This window comes from Micromonospora sp. NPDC006766 (assembly GCF_040636055.1).
Lineage (GTDB): Bacteria > Actinomycetota > Actinomycetes > Mycobacteriales > Micromonosporaceae > Micromonospora.
Window position 1 is genome coordinate 26,012 of the sequence record NZ_JBEYIX010000016.1, and the last position, 26,116, is coordinate 52,127.

Below are 26,116 nucleotides of genomic sequence, written 5' to 3' on the forward strand. Positions count from 1 at the left end.
CACGCCGCCAACCACCAAAAAACCTGATAAGGGGTGATACCTGCCTGTTTGATGCTAGAAAGCGATTAATCGACAAGCCTGTCTGGTTTCGACGTGGGGAGAGTGGTGTGACGGATAGTGGGGTGTCCCGCCGTCGACGGCGAAACTCCCGGCGCTGGTCCCGGGCCCGCGTACGCCGGACCCTGCTCACCGGCCTGGTGGTCTTCTCGCTCCTGCTGGCCCTCGGTGGCTGGGTCGCCTTTCGGGGCTGGCAGGCCCGGGCGCACCTGCTCAACGCCGCCGGTCTCGCGCGCGAGTTGAGTTCGCAGGTCGTGGGCGGGGATGCCGATCGGGCCCAGCGCACCCTGTCCGCCCTGCAGGAGCAGGCGGGCGCGGCGCGCGCCGCGACCGGGGACCCGGCCTGGTGGCTCGCCCAGCGTGCGCCGTACGCCGGGGACGACCTGGCCGCCGTACGCCAGATCGCCGTGGCCGTGGACGACCTTGCCCGCCGGGCCTTCCCGGCCCTGCTGCGGATCGACATCGCCTCGCTGGTGCCCAAGAAGGGGAGCCTGGACCTGACCCGGCTCCGCGCGGTGTCCGGCGAGGTCGCCGCCGCCAACCAGGTGGTGCGGGAGACCGGCGAGCGGCTGCGGGCGGTGCCGACCGGGCATCTGCTCGGGCAGGTGCAGGTTGCGCTCAGCGGCCTGCGGACCGAATTGGACAAGCTCGCCGGGCTGACCGCCGCCGCGGATCAGGGTGCCCGACTGCTGCCGCCGCTGCTCGGCGCCGACGGGCCCCGCCGCTATCTGCTCGTTTCGCAGAACTCCGCCGAGCTGCGCTCCACCGGGGGCATGTTCGGCGCGTACGCGGTGCTGCGGGCCGAGAAGGGTCAGATCCGGATGGCCCAGCAGGGCGCGAGCTCCGAGCTGGGACGGTTCGATCCGCCGTTGCGCGTGGATCAGGAGGTGCGCGGGCTCTGGTCCGACCTGCCGGGGATCTTTCCCGCCGACGTCAACCTGAGCCCGGACTTTCCCGCCGCGGCGGCGCTGTACCGGGAGATGGTCCGGCGGCGGACCGGCACGACGGTGGACGGGGTCCTCGCGGTGGATCCGGTGGCGCTGTCGTACCTGCTCGGCGTCATCGGGCCGGTGGCCGTGCCCGGCCGGCCCACGCTGTCTGGGGGCACCGTGGTGCAGACGCTGCTCAGCGACTCCTACCGCACCCTCGATGGGCAGGCGCAGGACGAGTACTTCGGGCAGGCCGCCGCCGCGGTCTTCACCGACTTTTTCACGAAGGCTGTCAATCCTCGCGAGCTTTTGACCGTTTTCACCCGGTCTGTCGACGAACGTCGGATATTGTTCTGGAGTGGACATCCCGAGGAACAGCGCGTTCTGGCCGGCAGCCGGCTGGCCGGAACGCTCCCCGAGAAGGACACCGTGCCGACGGTCGGCGTGTTCCTCAACGACGGCAGCGGCGCGAAGCTCGGCTACTACCTGAGGTTCTCAGCAAACCTGACGCTCGGCGACTGCCAGTCGGACGGGCGCCGGGAGCTGCGCCTGCGCGTCACGGTGCGCTCCACCGCGCCGCGATCGGGCCTGAACAAGTCGGTCACCGGCCTCGCCCTCTCCGGCGATCCGTACACCGCCCGCACCCTCGTGTCGGTGTACAGCCCGACCGGCGGGGCGGTGCTCGGCGGCCGGCTGGACGGGCGGGACACCGCGCTGGGCAGCGGTCTCGACCATCGCCGCCAGATCGCCGTGGCGAACGTCGAGGTCAAGCCGGGCCAGACCCGCACCCTCGACGTCTCGCTGCTCACCGGGCAGACCGGTGCCGGCACGGCCGAGCTGGTGCTCACGCCCACCGTCACCCCGTGGACCACCCAAGTTGCCACCGCACCAAGCTGTGAACAGTAGGAGGGAATCCATCATGCGGCTATCCCGCATCATCATGGCGCTCACGGTCGGACTGGCCGTGGCGGCCGTGCCGACCGTGGCCGGGGCGGCGCAGCCGCAACCGACGCCGTCGGCGTCGCAGCCACAGCCGTCGCTGTCGCCGTCGCAGCCGCAGCCGTCGGTAACGTTCTATCCGCCCGGCCAGGGCCCCGCCACCCTGACCGTCACCCTGGCCACCATCCGACTTGGCCAGACCTTCACGCTGCACGGCAGCGGCTTCGCGCCGGGCGAGACGGTGGACATCGACGTCTCCATCTCGGCGTTGCCGGGCGCCGCTCCCGCAGCGGGTACGGCGCGGCGCGGCGACGGCAGCACGGTGGCGCTGGCTCCGGTGGCCTACGCGCGGCCGCTGGACGCCCAGCCGCAGCCGGCGCCGCTGCACTTCAAGGTGGTGGCCGACGCCACCGGTGCCTTCACAGTCAAGTACCGGCCGACTGAGGTGGGGCGATACACCTTCACCGCCACCGGGGAAAGCTCGGGCCGGACGGCCAGCGCGACGGGCACCGTGCTTCCGCTGGCGGGGACCCCGTCACCGTCGCCGACCGGGGGAGGCCTCCCGGTGACCGGCTCGAGCCTCGGCACCCCGCTGAAGATCGGTGTCGGCCTGGCGGGCGTGGGCGCGCTGCTGGTGCTGCTCTCCCTGGCTTGGCGTCGCCGCTCCGGGATGGGCTCGCGCTGACCTTGAACGCACCGGGCAGGGCCCGGACCGCCGAACGGGTGCCCGCCGGACGACCGTCCGGCGGGCACCCTGCTTTGAGCAGGCAATATTCGCCGATCGTGATGCGAGGAAAGGAGTCAAATTTGGCTGATGGCATGGACATGAACCCATGGACGGATGGTATAGAAATATAGGACTAGCCGGATCTATCGCGAAAAACAGTCGCAATCTGCCACACGTCCGTCCGCGCGTACATCGAGCGCCGGCCATGCCGTTCGGCGTCGGCGCTCAGCTAGGAGCAGTTATGTCCCTGTCGCACCGCATCCGTCGGCTGGCCGCACCCGCGGTCGCCCTGACGCTGGCGCTGGCGGGCGTGTCGACGCCAGCCGCAGCCCGGGCTCCCGTCCAGACCGGACGAACACCGGCTGTCACACCGGCCGCGGCCACCGCCGCGCTACCCGAGGTGAAGCCGGTCGTCGCCGCGCCGAAGCCGGTCAAGCCCGCCGCCCCGGCCGCCCCGACCGCCGCCAAGAAGGGCGCCACCGCCGTGGTGACCTGGAAGGCCCCGAAGGACAACGGCAGCAAGATCACCGGGTACGTGATCACCTCGTACCGCAACGGCAATAAGGCCACGAAGCTGTCCTTCGACGCCTCGACGACCAGCCGGAAGCTGACGCTGCCGGCGGCGACGGGCACCTGGACCTTCACCGTGGCGGCGAAGAACGCCGCCGGCGTCGGCCCGGCCAGCAAGCGTTCCGCCGCGCCCCGGATCCTCGCCCTGCCGACCGCACCGACCATCATCGCGGCGACCGGCAGCACGGCCAGCGCGACGCTGACCTGGCTGCCGCCGTCCTCCAACGGCGGCTCGCCGATCACCAACTACATCATCTATCCCTACATTGGCGGGGTGCAGCAGTCGTCGCAGACGGTGGGCAACGTCCTCACCGCCACGGTGGGCGGCCTGTCCGCCAACGTCACCTACACCTTCAGGGTCGCCGCGCAGACCGGCGAGGGCGTCGGGCCGCAGTCCGCGCCGACCTTCCCGATCACCACCGGGGTCTCGCCGTCGGTCAACTTCGTCGGCGGCAACGCCGAGGTCGGTGTCGCCTACACCGCAACCGTCCAGACCTCCCTCGGCCGGCCGCCCTACACGTTCGCCATCACCTACGGCAGCCTGCCGCCGGGGCTGACCCTCAACACCAGCACCGGCACCATCAGCGGCGTCCCGAGCGCAGCCGGCACCTACGCCTTCGTGGTCCAGGCGACCGACACCGGCGGACTGCGCGGCAGCCTGCTGATCGGCATCACCGTCATCCCGGCGCCGACAATCGTGGTCACCTCGGTGCCACTCGGCGAGGTCAACGCCTCCTACTCGTACCGTCCCACGGTGGTCGGCGGTGTGGCGCCCTACACCTGGGCGGTGACCGCCGGGCCGATCCCGCCCGGCCTGACCTTCAACCCGTTCACCGGTGAGCTCACCGGCGTACCCACCACGCCCGGCGTGTACGGGCTCAACTTCCGGGTCACCGACGCGGCCGGGCTCACCGACGTCAAGCCGGTCACGATCGTGGTCCAGGCCGCCAGCATCGTCACCCTCAGCGCCTCGTCGACGTCGGTCTTCTTCGACAGCCCGATCACCCTCACCGTCTCCATCAATCCCGGCGAGGGTCAGGGCACGGTGACGCTGTTCGACCGGCAGCCCAACGGCGTGACCGCCAACCTGGGCGTGCAGACCGTGGTGCTCAACCAGGCGAGCTTCTCGGTGAAACTGCCGGCGTTCGGCCTGAACCAGATCTCCGTTCGCTACAACGCCACCAACACCAACGCCGTCGTCACCTCGAACACCGTCAACATCCAGGTCAACGGCAAGGACGCACAACTGCTCATCGACCAGTTCCGGCAGTCCGGGATCGCCGGGCTGCTCGACCAGTACGTCGTGCTCTACAACAACACCTCGATCGACATGCAGATGGCCGGGGTGATCGTGGAGGCCCCCGGCGGCATCTCCTGGACGATTCCCGCCAGCGCGCAGCCGCTGAACCCCAGACGCGGCTATCTGATCGGTGCGCCGGACTATGCCAACCCGACCATTCCCCCCGACCTGACCGTACCCAACCTCGGGCCGGTGCCGAACAACGGCACGGTCGGCCTCCGGGTGCGGGTGCCGGACGCGGCGAAGACCATCACCGACCTGGCCGGCAGCGTGCCGGGCTTCTACGAAGGCACCCCGCTGCCGTCGTTCACCAGCCCGCCGTTCGTGCGCAACGCGTGGACCCGGCTGCGGGTCGCCGGCGTGCCGCAGGAAACCGAGGACAACAAGGCCGACTTCCGGTTCGTGGCGGTCGTGCTGGGCCCGATCAACGGGGTGCCGTCCGCCCTCGGCACGCCCAATCCGCTGCGGCAGTTCGGCCCGTACGAGCAGAGCGACCTGCTGCAGACCACCCTGCTCGACCCGACCCAGAGCCCCACCGCGGCACCCAACCAGGAGGTCGTCCCGGCCAGCGGCAGCACGCCGCGGAAGCTGATCATCCGCCGGACCGTCACCAACCGGGGCGTCACCCCCGCCTCCCTGGTGCGGATCCGGATCACCTCGCTGAGCCAGCCGAACGGGGCGCCCCTTCCGGGCGGGCCGCAGCCAGTGAACCCGGCGCAGCTGCGGGTGGCCAACCCGACGAACCCGACCAGCACCATCATCGTCGGCGGCCAGCCGGTCACCGTGCAGAACCCGAGCATGGACTTCGGGGCCACGGACCCGCCGGGCGGCGGACTCTCCACCGGGCTGACCCTGGAAACGCCGCTCGGCGGCCTGCCGCCAGGCCAGTCCATCAGCTTCTCGCTGACGTTCTACGTGGACCAGGGCGGCACCTACTGGGTCGGCTGGGACATCGACGCCCTCGGCGCCGGTCCCGTCGTACCACCCAGCCCGGCGGCGGCCGCGGCGGTCACCGCAGCCAAGAAGCAGGCGGCCAAGAAGGCCGCGCAGCAGGCGGCGAAGAGCCGCAAGCTGACCAACGTCACGGGCACGCTGCGGCGCTGATCCGGTCGCGGCGTCGGGTGGGGGGCAATCTCGCCTCCCACCCGACGCTGTCCGCGTTCCCGACCACTCCCACGAAGGTGTGACATGCCAGTCAGATCCGCCTACGGGCTGCACATCCGCGGCCTGGACGGCGTCGCTGAACTACCGGCCGCGACCCACCCGCCCGGGAGGAGCCGGACGGTGACCGTACGCCAGCGCCACGCCCCACCCCCCGAACCCGTGCCACTGGACGCCGACCGGATGGTGCGGGTGCTCACCGACGGTCGCACCCTGGACCTGCACCGCCGGCGGGGCACCGCCACCTTCTACGGCCCGCCGCTCGCCCCCGACGTGCTGGCCCACCCGTACCTCGGCCCGGTGGCCGTCACCGTCAACCGCTGGGCCGGACGGGAGACATTCCACGCCGGGGCCTTCGTCCACACCGGACGGGCGTGGGTGGTGCTCGGTGTCCGTACCGCCGGCAAGAGCAGCCTGCTCGCGGCGCTCGCGGCCCGGGGCGTGCCGGTGCTGGCCGACGACATCGTTGTCCTCGACGGCGGCGACGTGCTCGCCGGCCCGCGCTGCGTCGACCTGCGCGAGCCCATCCCGGGCGTGGACCTCACCACCCGTCCGGTACGCCAGGACACCCGGCTGCGGATCACCCTGCCGGCCGTGCCGCAGCGGCTCCCGCTCGGCGGCTGGATCTTCCTCGGCTGGGGCGAGCGTCCGGCGTTGACGCCCATCGGCCCGGTGGAGCTGCTGGCCCGGCTCGCCGCCCGGCGCTCGCTGCCCGAACTGCCCTCGGACCCGGCCGGGCTGCTCGCCCTGGCCGGACTGCCCGGCTACGACCTGACCCGACCCCGCGACTGGGCCGTCCTCGACGACACCTGCCGACTGCTGGACGCCGCCCTCGCCCCCGCCGAGGCACCGCGATGACCGACGCCACCACCGACCTCGACGTGGGGATGGCGCTGCGCTGCCTCGCCCTCGACGCCGCCGCCGCGACCGCCGTCGACACGCTACGCCGGGCCGACGTCGACAGCGTGCTGCTCAAGGGAGCGGGGCTGGCCCGGCGGCTCGGCACCGAACGACTCTACGCCGACGTGGACCTGCTGGTCGCGCCGGCCGCGTTCGGCCGCGCCCAGGCGGCCCTCGCCGCCGCCGGCTTCCGGCCGCATGTCTGCGACGAGTTGACCGGCGAGGGGGATGCCTGGCACCAGCGCTCCTGGTACGCCCCCGGCCCCCTGTCGCTCACCGTGGACCTGCACCGCGGCTTCGCCGGTGTGGACGATCCCGAGGAACTGTGGCGGGCGCTGCGCGCCGGGGCGGAACCCATGGCGCTGGGCGGCGGCACGGTGCCGGTGCCGGACACGGCGGGCTGCGCCCTGCTGGCCGCCCTGCACGCGGCCAGTCCGGGCCGTTTCGTCAAGCCCGCGGCCGACCTCGCCCTCGCCCTCGACGTGTTGCCTGCTGGCGCCTGGCCGGCGGCGGCACGCATCGCCGTCCGCTGCGCCGCCACGCCCGCGTTCGCCGTGGGGCTGCGGCTGCTGCCGGCGGGCGCGGCGGTGGCGACCCAGCTCGCCCTGCCCACGTCCGGCCCGCCGCTGCCCTGGCTCACCGCACACGGGGCCACACCGACCGCGATCACCCTGGCCCGGCTCGCCGAACTGCCGGGCTGGCGGCGGCGGCTTCGTCACCTCGCTCGCCTCCTGCTGCCCTCGGCCACCTACCTGCGTTACGTCGACCCGCGTGCCCGCACCGGTCCGGGCGGGCTACTGCTGGCCCACGCGCGACGGTACGGCCGGCACACCCGCACCCTGCTGCGGGCGCTGCGCGAGCTGCACACCGCCCGGCGGCTGAACCGTGGCTGACCCCGTACGCGCGCTGCGCGCCCTGATCCGGGTGACTCGCCGGCACGGGCCGCCCGGCCTGGCCCTGGTGGCCTGGACGATGCTGGCCTGCCGCCGGGTGCGCCGACAGCTCGCCCGGGGCGGACTGGACGCGGTGCGCATCCCCGCCCCGCCGGCCGGCGGCACCGACGCCCTCGTGCGGCTCGCCCTGCGGCGCGCCGGCGGCAACTGCCTGGAACGCTCGCTGGTGCTGCAGCGCTGGCACGCCCGGCACCGGGTCGATCGGACGGTGGTCATCGGGGTGAGCCCACCCGACGCCGGCTTCCACGCCCACGCCTGGCTCGACGGCGACCCGGACCCCCACCGGCACGACCTACTGGAGATCCTCCGCCGCCCCACCCCACCCACCTGGCTGTAAGGAAGGGCCCCTTGTTAACGCCTCGCGTGGTACAGGGGCCCCCTGTTAACCGTGCCAGGGCGGTTCAGACCCGGTCGACCAGGTCGGCGGACTCCAATTCGGCCAGGAACGCATGCACGTCGGCGGCGGCCTGCTCCTGGTCCACCGGGGTACGTTCGATCAGCGCGGCGGTCAGTTCTGCGGCGGTGGCCCCCGCCACCAGGTGCGGCCAGAGCAACGCGCCCGAGCGGTCCAGGGCGAAGTACACGGACTGCCGGGTGTCCAGCAGCACCGCCTCCTCGCCTGCGGCCCGCCAGGCGACCCGGCCCGCCCGGACCCGGTACACGGTCAATGCCTCGGTGTTCATCTCGGTGCCTCCACGGTCGGTTGCCGCCCGGCCCGGTGCCCGGCCAGCCAGAGATGCTGCACGAGTGCGGCGGTCAGCGAGTTCACCGGCCAGTCGGACCACTCCCGGCGCAGCGCGTTCACGTCCACCAGCGTCTCGTCGACGCCGGTGCCGTCCCAGGACCGGATGAATTCGCGGGTCGCGGCCCGGAGAAACGCCTCGTCGAAGGTGGCCTTCGGTCGGGGCGCGACGACCAGCGGCGGCAACCCGGCGTCGGCGATGTCGGCCAGCAACTCCCGGCGCGACGGCGTGCGCAGCCGGCCCCGGTGCGCGGCCAGGGCGGCGGCGAACCCGTCGTCGACCAACGGATGCACGGCCAGCACATCATGATCGCTGGCGACGGCGGCCAGACCGGCCCGGGTCATCGCCAGATCACGGCGGCGCAGGTGCCAGGCGATCCGCCCGGCCAACCGATGCGGTTCGGCGCGCTGCTCGGCGCGCAGCGCCTGACGCAGCTGCCGGGACACCCGTGAATGCAGCCACGGGAACAGGTCCGGCTGCGGGCGCAGCCAGCGGGCCCGAAGCAGCCCGAGTCGCATCCGCAGCGTGGCGGGGCGCCGCCGCCAGCCCGCCAGGATCTGGTCGCCGCCGGCGCCGGTCAGCAGGGACCCGCCCCGAGCCAGCTCGATGATCGGCAGGTGGACGTGCAGGTTGGGCGGGTGCATCGGCCCGTACCGGGTCAGCAGCCGGCGAGCGACCGGGCCGACCAGGTCCAGGTCCTCGCCGGCCTGCAGAATCTGCCATTCCCGGGCCAGGCCCAGTTCGGCGATGATCTGGTCCTGCCACGGCGACTCCTCGGCCCGGGGTGCCCCGGTGAACCGCCAGGTGACCGGCACCGGATCGGGCAGCCCCTCGCGTCGAGCGACCCGGGCGGCGATGGCGAGGACCAGCGAGGAGTCCAGCCCGCCGGAGAAGCTCACCAGGCACGGCGGACGGCGTAGCGCCGGCAGCACCGCGTGTTCCAGTGCCACCAGGGGGGCCGGGGCCCGGCTGGGCACCGCGATGGGTGCGGGTGCGGCCGGGTCCAGGCCCAGCACGATGCCGCAGGCCACGTCCCGGGCGGTGGGTCGGGGAAGCGCGAGGTCATTCACGGGTCAGCACCCCTCTGCGTTTGGCGATCCACAGCGCCCGGTCGAAGACCCAGGCGGACAGCGGCAGCAGCACGGCGGCCGCCCCGGCCAGGATCAGCGCAGCGCGACCCCAGGCCGCGCCGGTCAGCGCGTGTCGCAGCCCGTCGAGGGCGATCCGGCTGGGCAGCGCCCCGGCCACCGCGCGGGGGGCCGCCGGCAGCGCCGACGCCGGGAAGTACGCGCCGGACAGGAAGGACAGCGCCACTACCGTCAGCCGCGCCACCGAATCGCCGTGGCCGATCGCCACCGCGAGCCCCATCAGCGCCACGCCCACCGGCAGCGTGCCGAGCATGCCGAGGCTCAGCACGGTGACCACGCCGAGCCAGTCGGCGTGCCCGACGTGCAGGCCGAAAAATCCACCCAGCACCGCCAGGTAGAGCCCGGCGCGCACCAGGGCGAAGGCGAACGAATAGCCGGCCAGCCCGAGGGCGAGCGCCCAGCCCGGCACCGGCTGGGTGACCAGCAGTTCGAGCGTCCCGGCCCGCTGCTCGGTGGTCACCCGCACGACGAGTTGCACGGTGGCGGCCTGCAGCACCAGCAGGAAGACGATGCCCACCGCCACGAAATCGAAGTAGCTGGCCGCGCGGGTGAAATCGGCGTGCGGCGACAGGGTGAGCACGCGGGAGACGAAGAGGAACACCAGCAGGTTCAGCAGCCCGAACGCCAGATCCAGCACGAACGGCAGCCGCAGGCCACGGCGCTCGGTCAGGTCGCGGCGCAGCAGCGCGAGCATCGCCCGCCCGGCGGCCGGCCCCCGCACCGCCGTCGCGGAAGAGACCACGGTCGATGCGACATGCGGACCAGCCGAGGATTGTGTTCGCACAACACCCCTCACCGGCGCACCGGCATGGTCAGCACCCGGTCGCACCGCTCGCGGTCCTCGGCCAGGTGGGATGCGAGCACGCAGGTCAGCCCGGGGCGGCGGGCCAGAGCGGCCCAGATCCGCTCCCGCCCGTCGGCGTCCATGCTGCGGCCGGGCTCGTCAAGCAGCACCACGGCCGGGTCGCCGAGCAGGGCCCGGGCGACGACGACCCGGGCCCGCATCCCGGCCGAACAGCGTTCCATGGGTACGCCGGCGTAGTCCTCGATGCCGAACTCCCGTGCCAGCCCGGCAACCGCTGGGGCCGCCTCCCGGGCGGGCAGCCGCATCCGAGCCACCAGCATGAGATTCTCGTGACCGGTGAGCCGGCCGTAGAGACCGTGCTCGGGAGCGAGGGCGGCGCCGACCAGGCGACGAGCCGCCGGTGAACCGGCCGGCTGGCCGGCAACCAGCGCCTGTCCGGTGCTGAACGTCAGGCTCCCCGCCAGGCACCGCAGCAGGGTCGTCTTGCCCGAACCGTTGCCGCCACTGAGCAACAACCGCGTCCCCGCCGCCAAGTGAAGGTCGAGGCCGGAGAAGATCGGGCGTCGCCCGAAGGCGCGCCCGGCACCGATGAGCCGCAGCATCTGGTCGGCCGGCGGGCGGCCTCGCGGGATCAGATGGAACCCTGGGCGCCGGCTTGGCCCACACTGTCCAAGACGCCGGGATTGCCGCCCTGGGTCAGCTCGGCCAGGGTGCCCAGCCGGCGCAGCTGCGGCGGCTGGTAGTCACGTGGTGCCTCGTTGATTTTTTCAGCTTCCGGAAAATTCTTCATAATTATCTCCAATTGGGTAAAATCGACTGCCCGGATCATACCTGTCTTTGGGTGGTTACCGGCCATTTTGCTCCTTCGAGCGCCTCGTCGGCACAATGACCGAATGATCGCGGGGGAAACCTGGACCGACCGGAGTGGGCTGATGCTGCTGCCCGGTGGCGCGACGGTACGCGGGCGGCGGCTCGCCGACCCGGCCACGCCGGCCGACTTCGCGCTCGTCCTGGCCGCCGGACCGATCCCGCCCTGGCCGCACCGCCGGGTCCGCTGGCCCGACTTCTGGGTGCCGCTCGACACCGCCGACGCGCGGGACGCGCTGCGCGAGGCACGGCGGCGGGCGTACGCGGGTGAGCGGGTGGAGGTCGCGTGCCGGGGCGGCATCGGACGCACCGGCACCGAGCTCGCGGCCCTCGCCGTGCTCGACGGGCTGGCCCCCGAGGAGGCGGTGGCCTGGGTGCGCGCCCGCTACCACCCGCGCGCGGTCGAGACCCCGTGGCAGCGGCGCTGGCTGCGCCGGCTGTGAATCGCCCCACCGGCCATCCGCGCCACCCCTTCAGTGGAACGCCATAGACCTCAAACGGCTCCCGTGACCTCCATGATGTTCCACCCACCATCGCGAGCCCACGCCTGCAACCGAACATTCACCCCACACCCGGCAGGTCGTACCCCATCGCATGCTCCGGGGCGGATGGTTCGGCCCGTCGATGCTGCGCGTCAACGCTGAATCAGTCCGATGGTGGTGGTGATGATGCAAGAGCCGTCTCGCAGCAAGTCGGGTGAGGCGTCACGATGAGACAGGGGGGGGATGATCCTGATGAGCGAAGTCGGCTCGACCGTGCCAAGGCGGGAGCTGGGTCGGCTGCTGCGACAAACCAGAGAGCAGGCCGGGATCGGCTTGGAGGCTGCCGCATCCGATCTTGAGTGGTCGCGCGCCAAGATGTACCGGATCGAGTCGGGCAGACTCCCGTCCGGTCCCTGGACGTGGAACAGATGTGCCGGATGTACGGGGCGTCGGCGGATATGACCGAGGTTCTCACCAGCCTCGCGAAGGAGTCGAAGAGTAAGGGCTGGTATCACGCCTATGGCGAGGTGATCCCCCGTTGGTTCGAGCTGTATGTTGGCCTTGAGGCTGCCGCCAGTCGGATTAGGACGTACGAACATGCCTTGGTTCCGGGCCTGCTGCAAACCCCGGAGTATGCCGCCCAGATTGTGCGTACCCGGCCGAATGTCTCCGACGGAGAGGCGGCCAAGCTCGTTGAACTACGTGTCGAACGGCAACGCCTTCTCACGAGGAGGCGGCCTGCCGCTCCAACCCTGGACGTCCTCATCGAGGAGGCGCTACTTCACAAGAGTGTCGCCGGGATGGCCGCGCAGATTGACAAACTGATGAGGGCCAGCGAGGACCCCAACGTATCGATCAGGGTGCTACCACTGAACGGCAGACTGTCTCAGGTGGTGGTGTCGGGTGGCTTTGTGATCCTCGACTTTCCGACCAACGGGGCTAGGTCTGCGGAGCCGACAACGGTCTATAACGAAGGCCTTTCGGGGGCGCTCTACCTCGATCGAATCGAAGAGGTCAGGGCCTACGCCGAGGTGTGGAACACGCTCACCGCCCAAGCGCTGAGCGTCAACGATTCCCGCAAGTTGATGCAGCGGATCAAGGAGGGACATCATGAGTAGGTCAAGCGATGCTCAGTGGCGCAAGTCCACCCGGAGCAGCGCCCAGGGAAACTGCGTCGAGGTGGCGGACAATCTCCCCGGTGTCGTGGCCGTACGTGACTCCAAGGACCCCCAGGGCCCGGCGCTCGCCTTCACCCCGGCGGCGTGGTCCGCGTTCGTGGCGTCCGCCAAGGTGGCCCGGTAACCGGCGGGTGTGACAGCAGCCGAAACCCCCGATCTGCCCGCTCGTCTCACCGGGCGGGTCGAGGGTTTCCGGTACTTGGTAAATAGGGCCCAGTGATCGAGAAGAGGCGATCGGCAGGGTCCACGACGGCGGCCAGCACCGCGCCGGGCACGAGGGCCGGGTCGTCGGCCCGGATCGTGTCTGCCTCGAACGTGGCGAACCCGGGCCCGCTGATCCGCAGGTGGAGTTCCAGCCCCGGGTCCTCTCCGCCCAGGTGGTTCGCCACCCTGAGAATCTCCGCCGTCGCGGCGACACCAGCGGCGGACAGCCGACGCGCGTCGCGGCGCGAGCGGGTGACCAGCCGCCAGCCGAAGACGCCGAAACCGACACCGACGATCGTCACCAGTGCGCCACCGGCGAGTAGGCCCCAGAAGTCCGTGGGCGACCGCAGTGGGTCCCGCGTCATCGCGGCGGCGAGCAGGACCGGCCCGGGCAGGCAGATTGCCAGGAACATCAGTCGGCAGAGTAGTGCGCCGATCGGACCGATGCGCGCTTCCGCTTCACGTGGGATATTCATAAGCCTCGCACTCTAGACGAGTAGGTCGGAAGAGCGGGTAGAAGCGATATGCCTCAGAGGCATATTGGTGTCAAGGATGGTGCCTTCTCGCCCGCGACACGCCCGTACCAGGTCGGCGTCGTCAGCAGCGGTGGCCAGCCTCGCCACCTCTTCATGCCCAGACGACGGCAGGTGGAGGGGGACCGGTGCAGCCCTAGATCGATCTTGCCGGTTACTCTCCCTGGCCATGAGAGCTCGGGCACTGGCCGCACTCACCGCCGCCGTTCTTCTGGGCGTCGGGACCGCAGTCCCCGCCGCGCAGGCCGCCCCGGCGTCGCAAGCCGCGCGGGCCACGACAGCGGCTCAGGTCGTAGCCGCCCGGGCCCCCGTGCCGTGCCCGAAGGCGAAGGTGCCGGCCCCGGCGGTGTCCCACCCGCCCCGGCCGGTGTCCCCGCCGGACGTGCCGGCCGACCGGGTCGTCGGCGGCGAGGCGCTCGACACCCCGGGGCTGATCGCCCCCGCCGGCGCGCCCGCGCCGCCGGCCATCACCGCGCGGTCCTGGGTGGTCGCCGACTTGGACACGGGCGCGGTGCTGGGCGCCTGCGGCCCGCACGAGTACGGCATCCCGGCCAGCACCCAGAAGCTGCTGCTGACCGCCACCATGCTGCCCCGGCTCGACCCGAAGCAGGTGGTCACGGCGACCCGCGGTGACCTGGACATCGAGCCGGGCAGCTCGGCGGTCGGCCTGCTCGTCGGTGGGAAATACACCATCGAGACGGTGTGGCTCGGGCTGCTGCTCAACTCCGGCAACGAGGCGGCCAACCTGCTGGCCCGGCTCGGCGGCGGCGCGGACGGACTGCCCGGCGGGATCCGGGCGATGAACGAGGAGGCCGCGCGGCTCGGCGCCCGGCAGACGCACGCCGTCACCCCGTCGGGCCTGGACGGAAAAGGACAGTTCACCAGCGCGTACGACCTGGCGCTGATCGCCCGGGCCTGCTTCGCCAACCCGCTGTTTCGCCGGTACGCGCTCACCGAGCACACCAAGATCCCCGCCCAACCGGCCCTGAAGAAGGGCGGCTTCCAGATCCAGAACGACAACCAGCTCATCTACCACTACCGGGGTGCCCTGGGCGGCAAGACCGGCTTCACCGATCTGGCCCGGCACAGCTACGTGGGCGCCGCCGAGCGCGACGGCCGACGGCTCGTGGTGACCCTGCTCGGCGCCGAGTCCCGCCCGATACGCGGCTGGCAGCAGGGGGCCAAGCTGCTCGACTGGGGTTTCTCCCTGCCCCGGGACGCCTCGGTGGGCCGGCTGGTCGAGCCCGGCGAGCTGGACGAGGCGGAGACGCCCCCGAGCAACCCGCCGTCCGCGCCCGCACCGGCCCCGGCCCAGCAGTGGCGGGGACCGGCCGCGACCGCGCTGCACCGCATGGCCAACGGCGACTGGCAGGTCATCGTGCCCACCGCCGGCCTCCTCGCGCTCACCGTCGGTGGTCTCGTGGCGGCACTGGCCGCCCGCCGGGACCGCTCCCACCGCGGTCGCCGCCGCGCATAGCGCCGCTGTCCACCGCCGGTGGGCCACCCGCGCGCCGGATGCCGCCGGGTGGAGCGGTGCGTTGCCGCCCGGCGTACGGTGGCACCGCCCTATGGTCGGAGCATGCGGGACAGCGGCGGGAACGGCACCGCCGGGCTGGTCCGCCAGCTCCTCGCCAACCAAGGGGTGTCGGTGCGTGCGGTCGCGCCGCTGCCCGGCGATCGGCGCGGCTCCCACCCGTGGCGGGTCACCACCACCGACGGGCGTGACCTGTTCGTGAAGCTCTCCGCCGGCCGGCAGCGGGACGCGGGCCGCCTGCGCCGGTGGGGTCGGCGGCTGCGCTACCGCCATCTCGGCGACTACCCGGGGTATGCCGCAGCCGCGCAGAAGGCCGAGCGCGAGGCACGCCTGCTGCGGCTGGCCGGACGGGCCGGTGTTCGGGTGCCGCGACCGCTGGACGCGGCTGCCGGCCCGGCCGGGGAGGGGCTGCTCGTCGAGGAGTTCGCGCCCGGTCGGCCGCTGGACGCGCTCGAACCCGGTGAACTCGACGCCGACGCGCTGGCCGACGTCTGGCGGCAGATCGCGCTGCTGCACCGGGCCGGACTCGCCCACCGCGACCTGCGCGGCGCCAACATCCTGGTGACCGAGGCCACGGCCCGGCTTGTCGCGCTGGCCGCCGGCACCGACCGGGCCACCCCCGAGCAGTGCGCCCGCGACCTGGTGGAACCGTTGGTGGTGCTCGCCGGGCTGGCCGGCGTACGCCCGACCGTCGCCGCCGCCGTCGACCACCTGGGCGCCGCGGCGGTGGCCGACAGCCTCCCCTGGCTGCAACCCGCGCTGCTGTCGCGGCCCGCCCGGCGTACGCTGACCGACCGGCCGGGCCTGCTCGACGACCTCCGCTCCGAGATCGCCCACCGCTGCCCGGGCCGCCCGGTGCGCACCGCCCGGGTCGTCCGGTTCACCGGCCCGGACCTGTTCCTGCTGGTCATGCTCGGCGTCCTGGGCTATTTCCTGGTGACCGACTTCAATGAGGTCGCCGTGGCGGTACGGGCTCTGGGTCGGGCCGATCCGGCGGCGGTGTTCGGCGCGCTGCTGGCCGCCGCGGCGACGTACCCGATCAGCGCCCTCGCGCTGCGCATCGCGGCGGCCGGCCGGATCCCCCTCGCCACCACCGTGTCGGTGCAGGTGGCGGCGGGCTTCGTCAACCGGATCGCACCGGGCGCCGTCGGCGGGTTCGCGCTCAGCCTGCGCTACCTGCGTCGACAGGGCCTGCCGCTGCCGGTCGCGGCCACCACGGTCGCCGTCGACCGGGCCGCCGGCTTCCTCGCCTTCACCCTGCTGCTGCCCGTCCTGCTGCCCTTCGCGCGAGGCTCGGCGCAACACCTGCGCACCGCGTTCGCCGGGCGGGGCTGGCTGGTGCTGCTGGTCGGGCTCGGCCTGCTGGCGCTGGCCGCCGTGGCGATGTCCCGGCCCCGCTGGCGGGCCCGTACCCGCCACGCCGCCCGTCAGGCGCTCGACGCGCTTCGCCTGCTGCTGCGCAGCGGTCGGATGTTGCGGCTGCTGGCCGCCGGCCTGGCGCTCACCCTGGCGTACGCGACCGCGTTCTGGCTTTCGCTGTTCGCCGTCGGACTGCCTGCCCAGCCGGCCCTGATCGCACCGGTGGTGCTGGTCTGCATGGTGGGGGAGGGGGTGGCCACGGCCGCGCCGACCCCCGGCGGGCTGGGCGCCACCGAGGCCGCCCTCGTTTCCGGCCTGCTGCTCTACGGCGTCCCGGCGGGCATCGCGGTCGCCGGGGTGCTGATCTACCGGCTCGCCACCTTCTGGCTGCCGGTGCTGCCCGGATACGTGGCGCTGCGGCTGCTGGTGCGCCGGCATGCCATCTGACCCGGCGTGGATGGCACCACCCTGGGTACACCAAGGCGGTGGTTGCCGCGTTGCTGCAGTCCGCGGGCGGCCCCCGGGGGAGGGCTGGTCCCGTGCGGGCCGGCTGGGCCGTGGCGGCAGCGCTGCCGGCGTGGCATGTGGCCCCGATCGTGACCGCGCTGCCGTTCGTCCGGCGTCGGTTCTTCCCTGGCCTGCACGGTGCCGGTCCGCCCGACCGGGTCGCGCTCACCTTCGATGACGGCCCCGACCCCGAGTCGACCCCCCGGTTTCTGGAGGTGCTGGCCGAGCACCGGGTCCGGGCCACGTTCTTCCTGCTCGGCGTGATGCTGCAGCGCTCGCCCGACCTCGGGCGGGAGATCGTCGCCGCCGGTCACGAGGTGGCGGTGCACGGCTGGCGGCACGACAACATGCTGCGGCGCGGGCCGGTGGCGACCGCACGCGACCTGACCCGCGCCCGCGCGCTGATCACCGCCGTGACCGGCCAGACGCCCCGGTTCCTGCGCCCCCCGTACGGGCTGCTGACCGGTTCCACCCTGCTGGCGGCGCGGCGGTTGGGGCTGGCGCCGGTGCTGTGGAGCTGCTGGGGTCGGGACTGGGCCGCCACGGCCACCGCCGACTCGGTGTACGACACCGTGCGGGCGGACCTCTCCGGCGGGGGCACGATCCTGTTGCATGACTCCTCGTGCACCTCCGCGCCGGGCGCCTGGCGGGCCGCGTTGGGTGCCCTGCCCCGGCTGCTGACCGAGTGCCGCCGCCAGGGCTGGACGGTCGGCCCGGTCGGCGCGCACCGGGACGTGGCCGGCTGACCCACGAGGTGCCGGCCGTACCCGTACCGGTCGTCCGCCTAGCCGGTTGCGAGACTGACCGGTCCGTCGGCGGGCGCGGGCCGGGTCGGGCCGGCCGGGGCGGGTTCCGGCACCCGCAGCCCGATCCGGGCACCGCCGCCCGGTTCGCTGTCGACGGTGAGCCGGCCGTGGAGCGTGGCGGCCACCGCGCGGACGATGGCCCACCCGAGACCGGTGCCGGTGGCGGTGGGACGACCGGGTTGCCCGGCGAGGAGATCGGGTACGGCCTCCGGCGGGATGCCCACGCCCGAGTCGATCACCTCGACCGTCCATCCGGTCGTGTCCCGGTGGCCCACCAGCTCGATCCGGTCGCCGGGGCCGGTGAACTTCACCGCATTCTCGATCAGGCAGTCCAGCGCCGCCTCCAGCCGCTCCGGGTTGACCCGGGTGAGCCCGATCGCCGACCGGCAGGACCACTTTCGGTCGGCGGTGGGCGCCCAGCGGCGGGCGATCCGGGCCAGCTCGGTGTCCAGGTCGACCGGGCGGATCGGGTGCTGCTGTTCGAGTTGCATCAGGGTGACCAGTCGGTGCGCGATCCGGGCCACCTTGTCCAGCTCCTCCAACACGACTGCGGTGTCCGCCCGGGTCGACGGGTCGTCGTGGGCGGTGCGCAGCAGCTCGGTGTAGCCGCGGGCGATGGTCAGCGGCGTACGCAACTCATGCGAGGCGAGCCGGACCAGCAGTTCATGCCGATGCGCCCGGTCCCGTTCGGCCTCGCCGATGCGGCGCATCTCGTGCAGCAGCACGTGCCGGCGGTGCACGTGCCAGGCCATCACGCCGAAGACCACCGTCATCAGCGGTTCCTCGCTGGTCTCCTCCCAGCGGATCTCGCCGACGGCCGCGTGGTGGGCCAGGATCACCCCGGTCGTGGTGGTCACCGCCACCAGCGCGGCCACCATCCAGGAGAGCCGCCAGTTGGTGAAGCCGTATACCAGGGCCAGGCTGATCCAGACCAGGTGGAACGGCACCGTCTCCTGCCCGGGCAGGTACCACATCAGCACCGCGTTGAGCGCGGCGAAGGCGATCCAGACGCGGGTCAGCAGCCGGTCATTCGGCGGCGTACGCATAACCCACGCCGCGCACCGTCTCGATCCGGTCCGGCCGGTCCAGCCGGCCACGTAGCCGGCGGACCGACACGTCGACCACGTTGCTGCCCGGGTCGAAGTGCAGGCCCCACACGTCGGCCAGCAGCTCCTCGCGGCTGCACGGGCGGCCGGCCCGACTCATCAGATGCTGCAACAGCAGGAACTCGCGTAGCGGCAGATCAACGCGTACGCCGTCGACGGTGGCCTGGCGCCGGTGCAGGTCCAGCTGCACCGGCCCGATCCGCAGCCACCGGCCCGCGTCCCCGGTGGACGCGCCGCGCATCCGGGCGCGTACCCGGGCCAGCAACTCGGCGACCGCGAACGGTTTGCCGAGGAAGTCCGCCGCGCCCGCCTCCAGCACCGCCACCCGGGTGCTGATCTCCGGTACCGCCGAGAGCACCAGCACGGGCTGGTCGGGCCGTCGCTCCAGCAGCCGGTCCAACACCTGACGGCCGTCCAGGCCGGGCAGCATCAGGTCCAGCACCACCAGGTCGAAGTCGCGGCGCAGCGCCGCGTCCAGGCCGGACGTGCCGGACGACGCCCGCTCGGTCAGCAGGCCACCGCCCTCCAGCGCCCGGGTGACCAACCGTCCGATCCGCTCGTCGTCCTCGATCACCAGTACTCGCCCCACCGTGCCCCCACAGACGTCGGTGACGTTCCATCTATTCATAGAGCATGCTTCATGTTTGTTCGCGCCACCGCTGAACGGCGCACCTTTCTGTCGCGGATCCGACACAGCGGGTTGCCGCCCGGATGACGGTCACATGACGACGCCGTCATGAACGGTCGCGGGCGTGGGGTCACCGCCCATGCTCCTCACACCGGCCCGGCCGCGTACCGGCGCGGCCGTTCTCCGCTGACCGAGGGGGTGAGGGCATGCCGCGCCGTTCCGTCTGGCCGCGCTGGTTCGTGTCCGTCAGTTGCCTGCTACTCGTCGGGTTCGTCGTACCGCCTGGTCCGGCCGCGGCCGCCGCCGAGCCCACCACGGGGGACATCACCCTCAAGGTGGTCAGCGCCCGCACCGTCGGGCCGGCGCCGCAGATCCAGCGGGGCGACCGGGTGACCGACTACCGCTGGATGATCACGGCGGACGACACCGGCGATCCGCACGACGCGCCGGCGCACTGCCTGCCCGCCCGGGCCGGGGTGGCCAGCGCGCCGGACTTCGCTGACCACTGCCGCTGGCCGTCCATCCGCAACACCCCCGGCGCGGTCCCGGTGATCGCCCAGGGTGACCAGGAGACACTCGCCACCGGCAAGGCACTGGGTCACCTGCCGGCCGGCCGCTACCTGATCTCGGTCACCGCCGACGGCTACAAGATCGACGGTGAGCACTTCACGGTCACGCCGGGCCGGACCACCGCGGTGACCGTCGGCATGCAGCCGTACCCGCTGCCGCTCGGCACGGTCCGACTGCGTGTCTTCGAGGACAACGCCCCGGTCGACGGCACGTACGAGGTCGGTGCCGAGCATGGCCTGGCCGGCTTCACCGCCCACCTGTCCGATGTGATGGGGGAGGTGACCGTCGACTACTACGGCAACCCGCTCTGCACCGAGTACGAGCACACCGCGCCGGACGCCACCCATCCGGCCGGAAAGGTCGTATTCGAAGATGGCGCACCGGTCATCGCCGAGGAGTCCACCGGCTGCCGCAGCGACGCCAACGGCGACATCGTCATCCCCAACCTCGGCCCGAACCGGTACGCCGCCACTGTCGTCGCCCCGAGCGGGCAGAACTGGGTGCAGACCACCACGCTGGAGGGCGGCCACGACTGGGACGTCTGGGTGCAGGAGAACGACACCGGCTACGACACCGAGCAGAGCCTCGGCGGCGAGCTGGTGCCGTACGTGGACTTCGGCTTCGTCTCCCCGAAGGCGCTCACCGGCACCGCCACCGGCGCGATCACCGGCACGGTGGTGCAGATCTACACCTACATCGGCGGGCAGGGCGGCGTGACGGTGCCGGAGACCGGGGTGGCCGGCGGGAAGATCGCCGGCCCGGTTCCCCGGCCCTGGGTGGCCCTGTCCGACCTAGGCGACGGCGACCAGATGATCTACCTGGACCGTGGCGCCGCCGACGGCTCGTTCCGCATTCCGCACGTGCCCGACGGCGACTACCAGCTGACCCTCTGGGACGGCCCCCAGGAGATGCTGCTCGACTCGTTCAACGTCACGGTCAGCGGCGGGAAGACCGTCAACGTCGGCACCAAGCCGCTCGCGGGCTGGTTCACCGAGATCACCGGCACGGTCTTCGTCGACACCAACGGCAACGGCCGGCAGGACCCGGGCGAGAAGGGCGTGCCCCGCTTCCCGCTGACGATCAGGGAACGCGACAACTCCTTCATGGACCAGGCCACCAACAGCGTGATCACCGACAGCAACGGCAAGTACTCCATCAAGGAGGTGTACCCGCTGACCAAGTGGCTGGTGCTGGAGGCGTTCCACACCCGCTACAAGACCACCGGCATCACCTACCAGGCGCCGAACGACCCCACCCCGACGACGCTGCTCGGCGAGGCCGTCGACGTGGACGTGCTGCCGATCATCGGGCTGTCGGGCCGGGTGGACTGGGGTGTGCAGCCGTACCGGGGAACGGAGAACGGCGGCATCGCCGGCACCGTCACCTACGACACCACCCGCAACGAGCTGGATCCGGCGTACGCGATCACCGAGCCGTACCAGCCGGGCATCCCCGGTCTCCAGGTGCACCTGCACGCGGTGGTCCGGGACGAGAACGGGGACCCGGTCCGGGACGAGGACGGCTCGCTGAAGAAGGGCCCGGAGCTCAACGACGCGTACACCTCGGAGACCTGGGCGCCCGGACGCGGCTGCACCGCCCGGATGTTCGACGGGCGGCCGCTGACCGACCAGCTCGCGCTGCCGGAGTTCGGCACCGAGGCGGACCAGATGTGCGTCGAGGCACCGATGATGGGCTTCCAGGCCGCACCGACCGACAACGACCCGACCAACTTCGGGCAGACCGTCAACGGCAACTACGGTTTCACCGACTCCAAGCTGAACCTGATCCCGCCGGGCGACCCGGCGAACCCCGGCCCCGACCACGACCTGCCGCTGTACGCGCCGCTGCCGGACGGCGAAACCCAGCCGCTGGTGCCGGACGACTACCTGGTGTCGGTGGAGTTGGGCGAGAACCCGGTCGGCGGCGGGCCGATGTACCTGCCGACCCGGGAGGAGGACGTCAACGTCTTCGACGGCGACGGCTACCTGCCCCAGGAGAACTTCCCGCCCTCACCCGACCAGGCCACCGAGCAGCCGGCGCCGCCCGACCCGCAGCCCAACCCGGGTGAGCCGCCGTCGCAGGGCAACGGCATCACCTCGTCCTGCGCGGGCGCTCTGCACGAGGTGCACGTCACCAACCCCGCCTTCCTCGACGGTGGTGGCAGCCCGTTCGAGGGTCAGCTGCGCCCGCTCTGCGACACCAGGCTGGTCGAGGTCCGGGCCGGGCAGACCAGCGCGCCCGACTTCAGCCTGTTCACCCCGGTGCCGCTGCCCACCCATTTCTGGGGGCTGGTGATCAACGACCTCGGGCTGAGCCACGACAAGCGCAGCGTCAACTACGGCGAGGCCGAGGGCATCCCGAACATCCCCGTCGGCCTGTACGACTGGGCCGGCCGCCTGGTCGAGACCGTCGACACCGACTTCAACGGCATGTACGAGGCGATCGTGCCCTCGACCAGCACGTACAACTGCCCGCTGCCGGCCGGGCCGTGCCCGAACATGTACCGCTTCGTCGGCAACGACCCGGGCCAGCCCGGCCACCTGAACGCCAACTACAACCCCCGGTACCGCACCATCGGCACCAACTTCCAGGCCTGGCCGGGCCTCTACACGGTGACCGACACCGCACCCACCGGGGTCGCGGCCATCGGCATCTCACCCGGCTCCGGGCAACTCGGCCCGGTGAACTGCGACCCGGACGGGGACAACCCGCAGCTGTTCGCGGTCTCCCGGCCGTTCCTGCGCAGCACCGACACCGACCGTCGGGTCACCATCACCGGCACCGGGTTCGGCGCCCGCGGTCCGGGCAGCGCGGTCCGGTTCACCTCGGCCGGCATCAACCCGACGGTGACCGTCAACTCCTGGTCCGACCAGAAGATCGAGGTCACCGTCACCGGTGGCTCGGTCGGCCCGGCGGAGGTGAGCGTCACCGCCGCCAACGGCCGACAGACCATCAACGGCCTCACCTTCCAGATCCTCGGCACCACGACCGGCAGCGGCCTCGGCGGCGCGAACAACCCCCGGCTGTTCCAGGTCAAGCCGCCCGCCTCGGCGGTCCGCGCCGGGGAGACCACCTACGCCAGCGTGCAGGCGGCGCTGGAGGCGGCGGCCACCGCCGGCGGCATCGGGGTCGTCGCGGTCTGGCCGAACACCCCGGGCCCGGACAACCCGGCCGGCGCCTACCTGGAGACCGTGGTCGTGCACTCCTCGGCGCGGCTGCAGGGCGTCGGCCCGGGCGGCCGGTACGCCGACGGGACCGTCGTCGCCGGGTCCATCCTCGACGGCCGGGCGTTCCGCATCGACAACCCGGACGGCACGGCGTGGCTGAACCTGGTCGCGTCCCTGCCGCATGCCGGGCCGGAGGCGGTGCCGGACGGCGCGGTGGTGACCGTGCTGGCCCGCCCCGGGCAGTTCAGCGCGACGAACGGCGTCACCATCGACGGCTTCCGGATCACCGGTGGCAACCAGGCCGACTTCCCCGGCAACCTCAACCCGGTGACCGGCGGGGTGAAAACCCCGTACGGCGCGCCGGGCGCGGTGGTGACCCAGGGTGGCGGCATCTATCTGCACGGCGCGGCCCGCTACACGCGGATCACCGACAACGTCATCGTCGGCAACAGCGGCTCGTACGGCGGCGCGATCCGGATCGGCACGCCCTACCTGAACACCACCAACGATCACGTCACCATCGCCCGCAACCAGATCCGGGACAACGGCGGGACCAACCTGGCCGGCGGCATCGGCATCTTCGCCGGCAGCACCGCGTACTCGGTGGACCACAACGCCATCTGCGGCAACTTCTCCGCCGAGTACGGCGGCGGCATCAGCCACTACGGCCTGTCGTCCAACGGCCAGATCGCGAACAACCGGATCCGGCTCAACCAGTCGTACGACGAGGGCGGCGGCATCATGGTCGCCGGTGAGCTGCCGTCGGACCCGACGAGACTGTCACCCGGCACGGGCACGGTGCAGATCGACGCCAACCTGGTGGAGGCGAACCTGGCCAACGACGACGGCGGCGGCGTCCGGCTGCTCCAGGCCGGCAACGTGCCGATCTCGGTGACCAACAACATGCTGGTCAACAACATCTCCACGCACGAGGGCGGCGGGATCGCGCTCGACGACGCGCCGGACGTGCGGTTCGTCAACAACACCGTCGCCGGCAACATCACCACCGCGACCGCGGCCACCAGCAACGGCCGGGCCGCCCCGGCCGGCCTGTCCACCACGGAAAACAGCAAGCAGCTGCAGGCCACCCTGCGGCCGGGATCGCCCACCTTCAGCGACCCGAAGATGTTCAACAACGTGTTCTGGGACAACCGCGCCGGCGAGTGGACCGGTGAGTACGTCAAGGGCATCGGCGCCACCGGCGCCCCGGCCGGGGACACCGTCCGCCACTGGGACATGGGCTCGGCCGACGGGGTGGGCCCGCTGACCCCGACCAACTCGGTGCTCCAGGACACCACCGGCACCGCGCTCAGCAGCACCAACAAGGTCGGCGTCGACCCCCGGTTCCGCCGCCCGTTCACGGTGTCGGTGCAGATCCTCACCTCGCGTACCTTCCCGTCCTTCCGGCAGGCGGTGATCGTGCTCCAGGAGGTCCCGCTGACCGCGATGGGCGACTGGCACCTGGCCGACGCCGCCTCGTCGGCGCGTGCCCTGGGGGTGCGCTCCCGCACCTACGGCACGGTGACCGTCACCGCCCCGACGGTCGACATCGACGGTCAGGCCCGCAGCATCCTGCGCCCGGACGCCGGTGCCGACGAGCTGTCCGGATCGTCCCTGAGTAACTGGCTCATGCCGATCGTCCGCGGAATCCGCCTGTTCCAGCCATTGAGGAGGAGATCGTGACCGATCCCGTACGGCAGCGGAGCATCAGCCGGCGCGCCCTGCTGGCCGGCGTCACCGGTCTGGGCACCTGGGCGGTCCTGCCCGAGAGCGGCTCCGACGCCCAACCGCGCCGCGCGGCGGCGGTGCTGCCGCGCGCGGTGCCCAACCCGTCGGTGACCCTGCACCTGGCGGCCACCGACGGCTGGGTCTCCATGCCGCAGGGCTCCCCGGCGATCCGCCCGTTCTGGCCCGACCCGCTCGCCCCGCCCAACACCGACCTGTACGTCTTCGGCTTCCGCGACGTCACCGGCCTGTCCGCCACCGAGGTCACCGCCCAGCGCGGCAAGGCGCAGATGACCGCCCCGCTGCTCGGCTTCGACCAGGAGACCGACATCAGGATCAAGCTGACCAACCTCGGCCTGAGCGTGCGCCCCGACCTGGTCGACGGGCACACCGTGCACTGGCACGGTTTCCGTAACGCCATCCCGCTCTTCGACGGCGTGCCGGAGCTGTCCATCTCGGTGCCGATCGGCCGGGAGTTCACCTACTTCTTCCGGCCGCACGACGCCGGCACCTACATGTACCACTGCCACTTCGAAGACGTCGAGCACGTGCAGATGGGCATGACCGGCATCGTCTACGTACGGCCCACGCAGAACGCCGGCACCGTCGACGTCCCGCCCGGGAAGTACGCCTACAACGACGGCGACGGCAGCACCCGGTACGACCGGGAGTTCGCGCTGATGCTCACCGAGGTGTGGGCCGAGGCGCACTACCGCGACGCGCACATCCAGACCACCGACTGGACCGACTACAAGCCGTCCTTCTTCGCCTTCAACGGCCGCTGCTACCCGGACACCCTCGCCCCCAACGGCGACCCGCTCAGCCCCGCCGCCGGGCGGCTGCGCTACCAGCCGATCTCCTCGCTGATCACGGCGAACGCGGGGGAGCGGGTGCTGCTGCGGCTGGCCAACCTCGGCTACTGGAACCACACCCTCACCGTCGACGGCATCGACCTGCAGGTGGTCGGCAAGGACGCCGCGCTGCTGCGCGGCCGGGACGGCAGCGCCGAGTACCAGGTGACCAGCACCGTCGAGATCGGGCCGGGGGAGAGCCGCGACGTCATCTTCACCGCGCCCGACGCCGGCACGTACCTGCTCTACGACCGCGACCTGATGTCCCTGGCCAACGCCGGCGGCGGACGGGGCGGGCAGTTGACCGAGATCCGGATCTCGCCGCCCGGCACGCTCGCGGCGCAGACCCGGGCGAACGCCTGAGATG

Annotated in this window: 21 protein-coding genes and 1 pseudogene; 14 read left to right on the forward strand and 8 right to left on the reverse strand. The window is 72.2% G+C overall.

The window, feature by feature from the left end; translation table 11 throughout:
• Positions 1–107: 107 nt before the first annotated feature.
• The 6 genes from ABZ671_RS16330 (at position 108) to ABZ671_RS16355 (ending at position 7,873) form a co-directional block, all read left to right on the forward strand.
• Entirely contained in the window at positions 108–1,892 is a 1,785-nt protein-coding gene (locus ABZ671_RS16330) for a DUF4012 domain-containing protein (RefSeq protein ID WP_357857845.1), read from the forward strand.
• 13 nt (positions 1,893–1,905) lie between these two features.
• Positions 1,906–2,610 carry a hypothetical protein gene (locus tag ABZ671_RS16335; protein WP_357857847.1) on the forward strand — a complete coding sequence of 235 codons (705 nt, stop codon included), beginning with the start codon at positions 1,906–1,908 and terminating at the stop codon, positions 2,608–2,610.
• A 283-nt stretch (positions 2,611–2,893) separates the two neighbouring features.
• A complete protein-coding gene (locus tag ABZ671_RS16340) occupies positions 2,894–5,626 on the forward strand; it encodes a putative Ig domain-containing protein (protein WP_357857850.1) in 2,733 nt (910 codons plus the stop codon).
• Positions 5,627–5,710: 84 nt separating this feature from the next.
• Positions 5,711–6,541 (forward strand): hypothetical protein, encoded by an 831-nt coding sequence (locus ABZ671_RS16345; protein WP_357857852.1) that lies wholly within the window; start codon positions 5,711–5,713, stop codon positions 6,539–6,541.
• Complete coding sequence (locus ABZ671_RS16350) at positions 6,538–7,476, forward strand: nucleotidyltransferase family protein (protein ID WP_357857855.1); 939 nt, start codon at positions 6,538–6,540, stop codon at positions 7,474–7,476. The genes ABZ671_RS16345 and ABZ671_RS16350 overlap by 4 nt, the downstream gene beginning before the upstream one ends.
• Positions 7,469–7,873 carry a lasso peptide biosynthesis B2 protein gene (locus ABZ671_RS16355; RefSeq protein WP_357857858.1) on the forward strand — a complete coding sequence of 135 codons (405 nt, stop codon included), beginning with the start codon at positions 7,469–7,471 and terminating at the stop codon, positions 7,871–7,873. Before ABZ671_RS16350 ends, ABZ671_RS16355 begins: the two co-directional genes overlap by 8 nt.
• 64 nt (positions 7,874–7,937) lie before the next feature.
• On the opposite strand, the gene ABZ671_RS16360 is transcribed toward ABZ671_RS16355, so the two are convergent.
• Genes ABZ671_RS16360 through ABZ671_RS16380 form a run of 5 tightly spaced genes read right to left on the reverse strand, consistent with a single transcriptional unit; the run spans position 7,938 to position 11,088 of the window.
• Positions 7,938–8,219 carry a PqqD family protein gene (locus tag ABZ671_RS16360; RefSeq protein WP_357857861.1) on the reverse strand — a complete coding sequence of 94 codons (282 nt, stop codon included), beginning with the start codon at positions 8,217–8,219 and terminating at the stop codon, positions 7,938–7,940.
• Positions 8,216–9,349 carry an asparagine synthase-related protein gene (locus ABZ671_RS16365; RefSeq protein ID WP_357857863.1) on the reverse strand — a complete coding sequence of 378 codons (1,134 nt, stop codon included), beginning with the start codon at positions 9,347–9,349 and terminating at the stop codon, positions 8,216–8,218. The genes ABZ671_RS16360 and ABZ671_RS16365 overlap by 4 nt, the downstream gene beginning before the upstream one ends.
• A complete protein-coding gene (locus tag ABZ671_RS16370) occupies positions 9,342–10,169 on the reverse strand; it encodes an ABC transporter permease (RefSeq protein WP_357857866.1) in 828 nt (275 codons plus the stop codon). The genes ABZ671_RS16365 and ABZ671_RS16370 overlap by 8 nt, the downstream gene beginning before the upstream one ends.
• A gap of 50 nt (positions 10,170–10,219) precedes the next feature.
• Positions 10,220–10,834, reverse strand: coding sequence for an ABC transporter ATP-binding protein (locus ABZ671_RS16375; protein ID WP_357857869.1), 615 nt, complete (start codon positions 10,832–10,834; stop codon positions 10,220–10,222).
• Between the two features lie 29 nt (positions 10,835–10,863).
• The gene (locus ABZ671_RS16380) at positions 10,864–11,088 is read right to left on the reverse strand and encodes a lasso RiPP family leader peptide-containing protein (protein WP_357857872.1); all 225 of its coding nucleotides are present in this window, start codon (positions 11,086–11,088) and stop codon (positions 10,864–10,866) included.
• Between the two features lie 37 nt (positions 11,089–11,125).
• Between ABZ671_RS16380 and ABZ671_RS16385 the strand changes: the two genes are divergently transcribed.
• From ABZ671_RS16385 to ABZ671_RS16395, 3 genes and pseudogenes are all read left to right on the forward strand, one after another.
• Positions 11,126–11,542, forward strand: a complete 417-nt coding sequence (locus ABZ671_RS16385) for a protein-tyrosine phosphatase family protein (RefSeq protein WP_357857875.1) — start codon at positions 11,126–11,128, stop codon at positions 11,540–11,542.
• Positions 11,543–11,833: 291 nt separating this feature from the next.
• Positions 11,834–12,699, forward strand: a pseudogene (locus ABZ671_RS16390) (helix-turn-helix transcriptional regulator).
• Positions 12,692–12,883, forward strand: coding sequence for a DUF397 domain-containing protein (locus tag ABZ671_RS16395; protein WP_357857878.1), 192 nt, complete (start codon positions 12,692–12,694; stop codon positions 12,881–12,883). Before ABZ671_RS16390 ends, ABZ671_RS16395 begins: the two are co-directional and overlap by 8 nt.
• A 46-nt stretch (positions 12,884–12,929) precedes the next feature.
• On the opposite strand, the gene ABZ671_RS16400 is transcribed toward ABZ671_RS16395, so the two are convergent.
• On the reverse strand, positions 12,930–13,376 hold the full coding sequence (locus tag ABZ671_RS16400) for a hypothetical protein (RefSeq protein WP_357857880.1): 447 nt from the start codon (positions 13,374–13,376) through the stop codon (positions 12,930–12,932).
• 289 nt (positions 13,377–13,665) lie between these two features.
• Here ABZ671_RS16400 and ABZ671_RS16405 point away from each other — a divergent pair, with 289 nt between their 5' ends.
• The 3 genes from ABZ671_RS16405 (at position 13,666) to ABZ671_RS16415 (ending at position 17,642) form a co-directional block, all read left to right on the forward strand.
• Complete coding sequence (locus tag ABZ671_RS16405) at positions 13,666–14,973, forward strand: D-alanyl-D-alanine carboxypeptidase (RefSeq protein WP_357857883.1); 1,308 nt, start codon at positions 13,666–13,668, stop codon at positions 14,971–14,973.
• Positions 14,974–15,075: 102 nt separating this feature from the next.
• Positions 15,076–16,836 carry a lysylphosphatidylglycerol synthase domain-containing protein gene (locus tag ABZ671_RS16410; protein ID WP_357857886.1) on the forward strand — a complete coding sequence of 587 codons (1,761 nt, stop codon included), beginning with the start codon at positions 15,076–15,078 and terminating at the stop codon, positions 16,834–16,836.
• A gap of 92 nt (positions 16,837–16,928) precedes the next feature.
• Positions 16,929–17,642, forward strand: a complete 714-nt coding sequence (locus tag ABZ671_RS16415; protein ID WP_357857889.1) for a polysaccharide deacetylase family protein — start codon at positions 16,929–16,931, stop codon at positions 17,640–17,642.
• A gap of 38 nt (positions 17,643–17,680) precedes the next feature.
• Here the strand turns inward: ABZ671_RS16415 and ABZ671_RS16420 are convergent, their stop codons facing one another.
• Complete coding sequence (locus ABZ671_RS16420) at positions 17,681–18,748, reverse strand: HAMP domain-containing sensor histidine kinase (protein ID WP_357857891.1); 1,068 nt, start codon at positions 18,746–18,748, stop codon at positions 17,681–17,683.
• Positions 18,729–19,436 carry a response regulator transcription factor gene (locus ABZ671_RS16425; RefSeq protein WP_357857894.1) on the reverse strand — a complete coding sequence of 236 codons (708 nt, stop codon included), beginning with the start codon at positions 19,434–19,436 and terminating at the stop codon, positions 18,729–18,731. The genes ABZ671_RS16420 and ABZ671_RS16425 overlap by 20 nt, the downstream gene beginning before the upstream one ends.
• 206 nt (positions 19,437–19,642) lie before the next feature.
• On the opposite strand from ABZ671_RS16425, the gene ABZ671_RS16430 reads away from it, so the two are divergent.
• A complete protein-coding gene (locus ABZ671_RS16430; RefSeq protein WP_357857897.1) occupies positions 19,643–24,856 on the forward strand; it encodes an SdrD B-like domain-containing protein in 5,214 nt (1,737 codons plus the stop codon).
• The gene (locus tag ABZ671_RS16435) at positions 24,853–26,112 is read left to right on the forward strand and encodes a multicopper oxidase domain-containing protein (RefSeq protein WP_357857900.1); all 1,260 of its coding nucleotides are present in this window, start codon (positions 24,853–24,855) and stop codon (positions 26,110–26,112) included. The genes ABZ671_RS16430 and ABZ671_RS16435 overlap by 4 nt, the downstream gene beginning before the upstream one ends.
• Positions 26,113–26,116 lie beyond the last annotated feature (4 nt).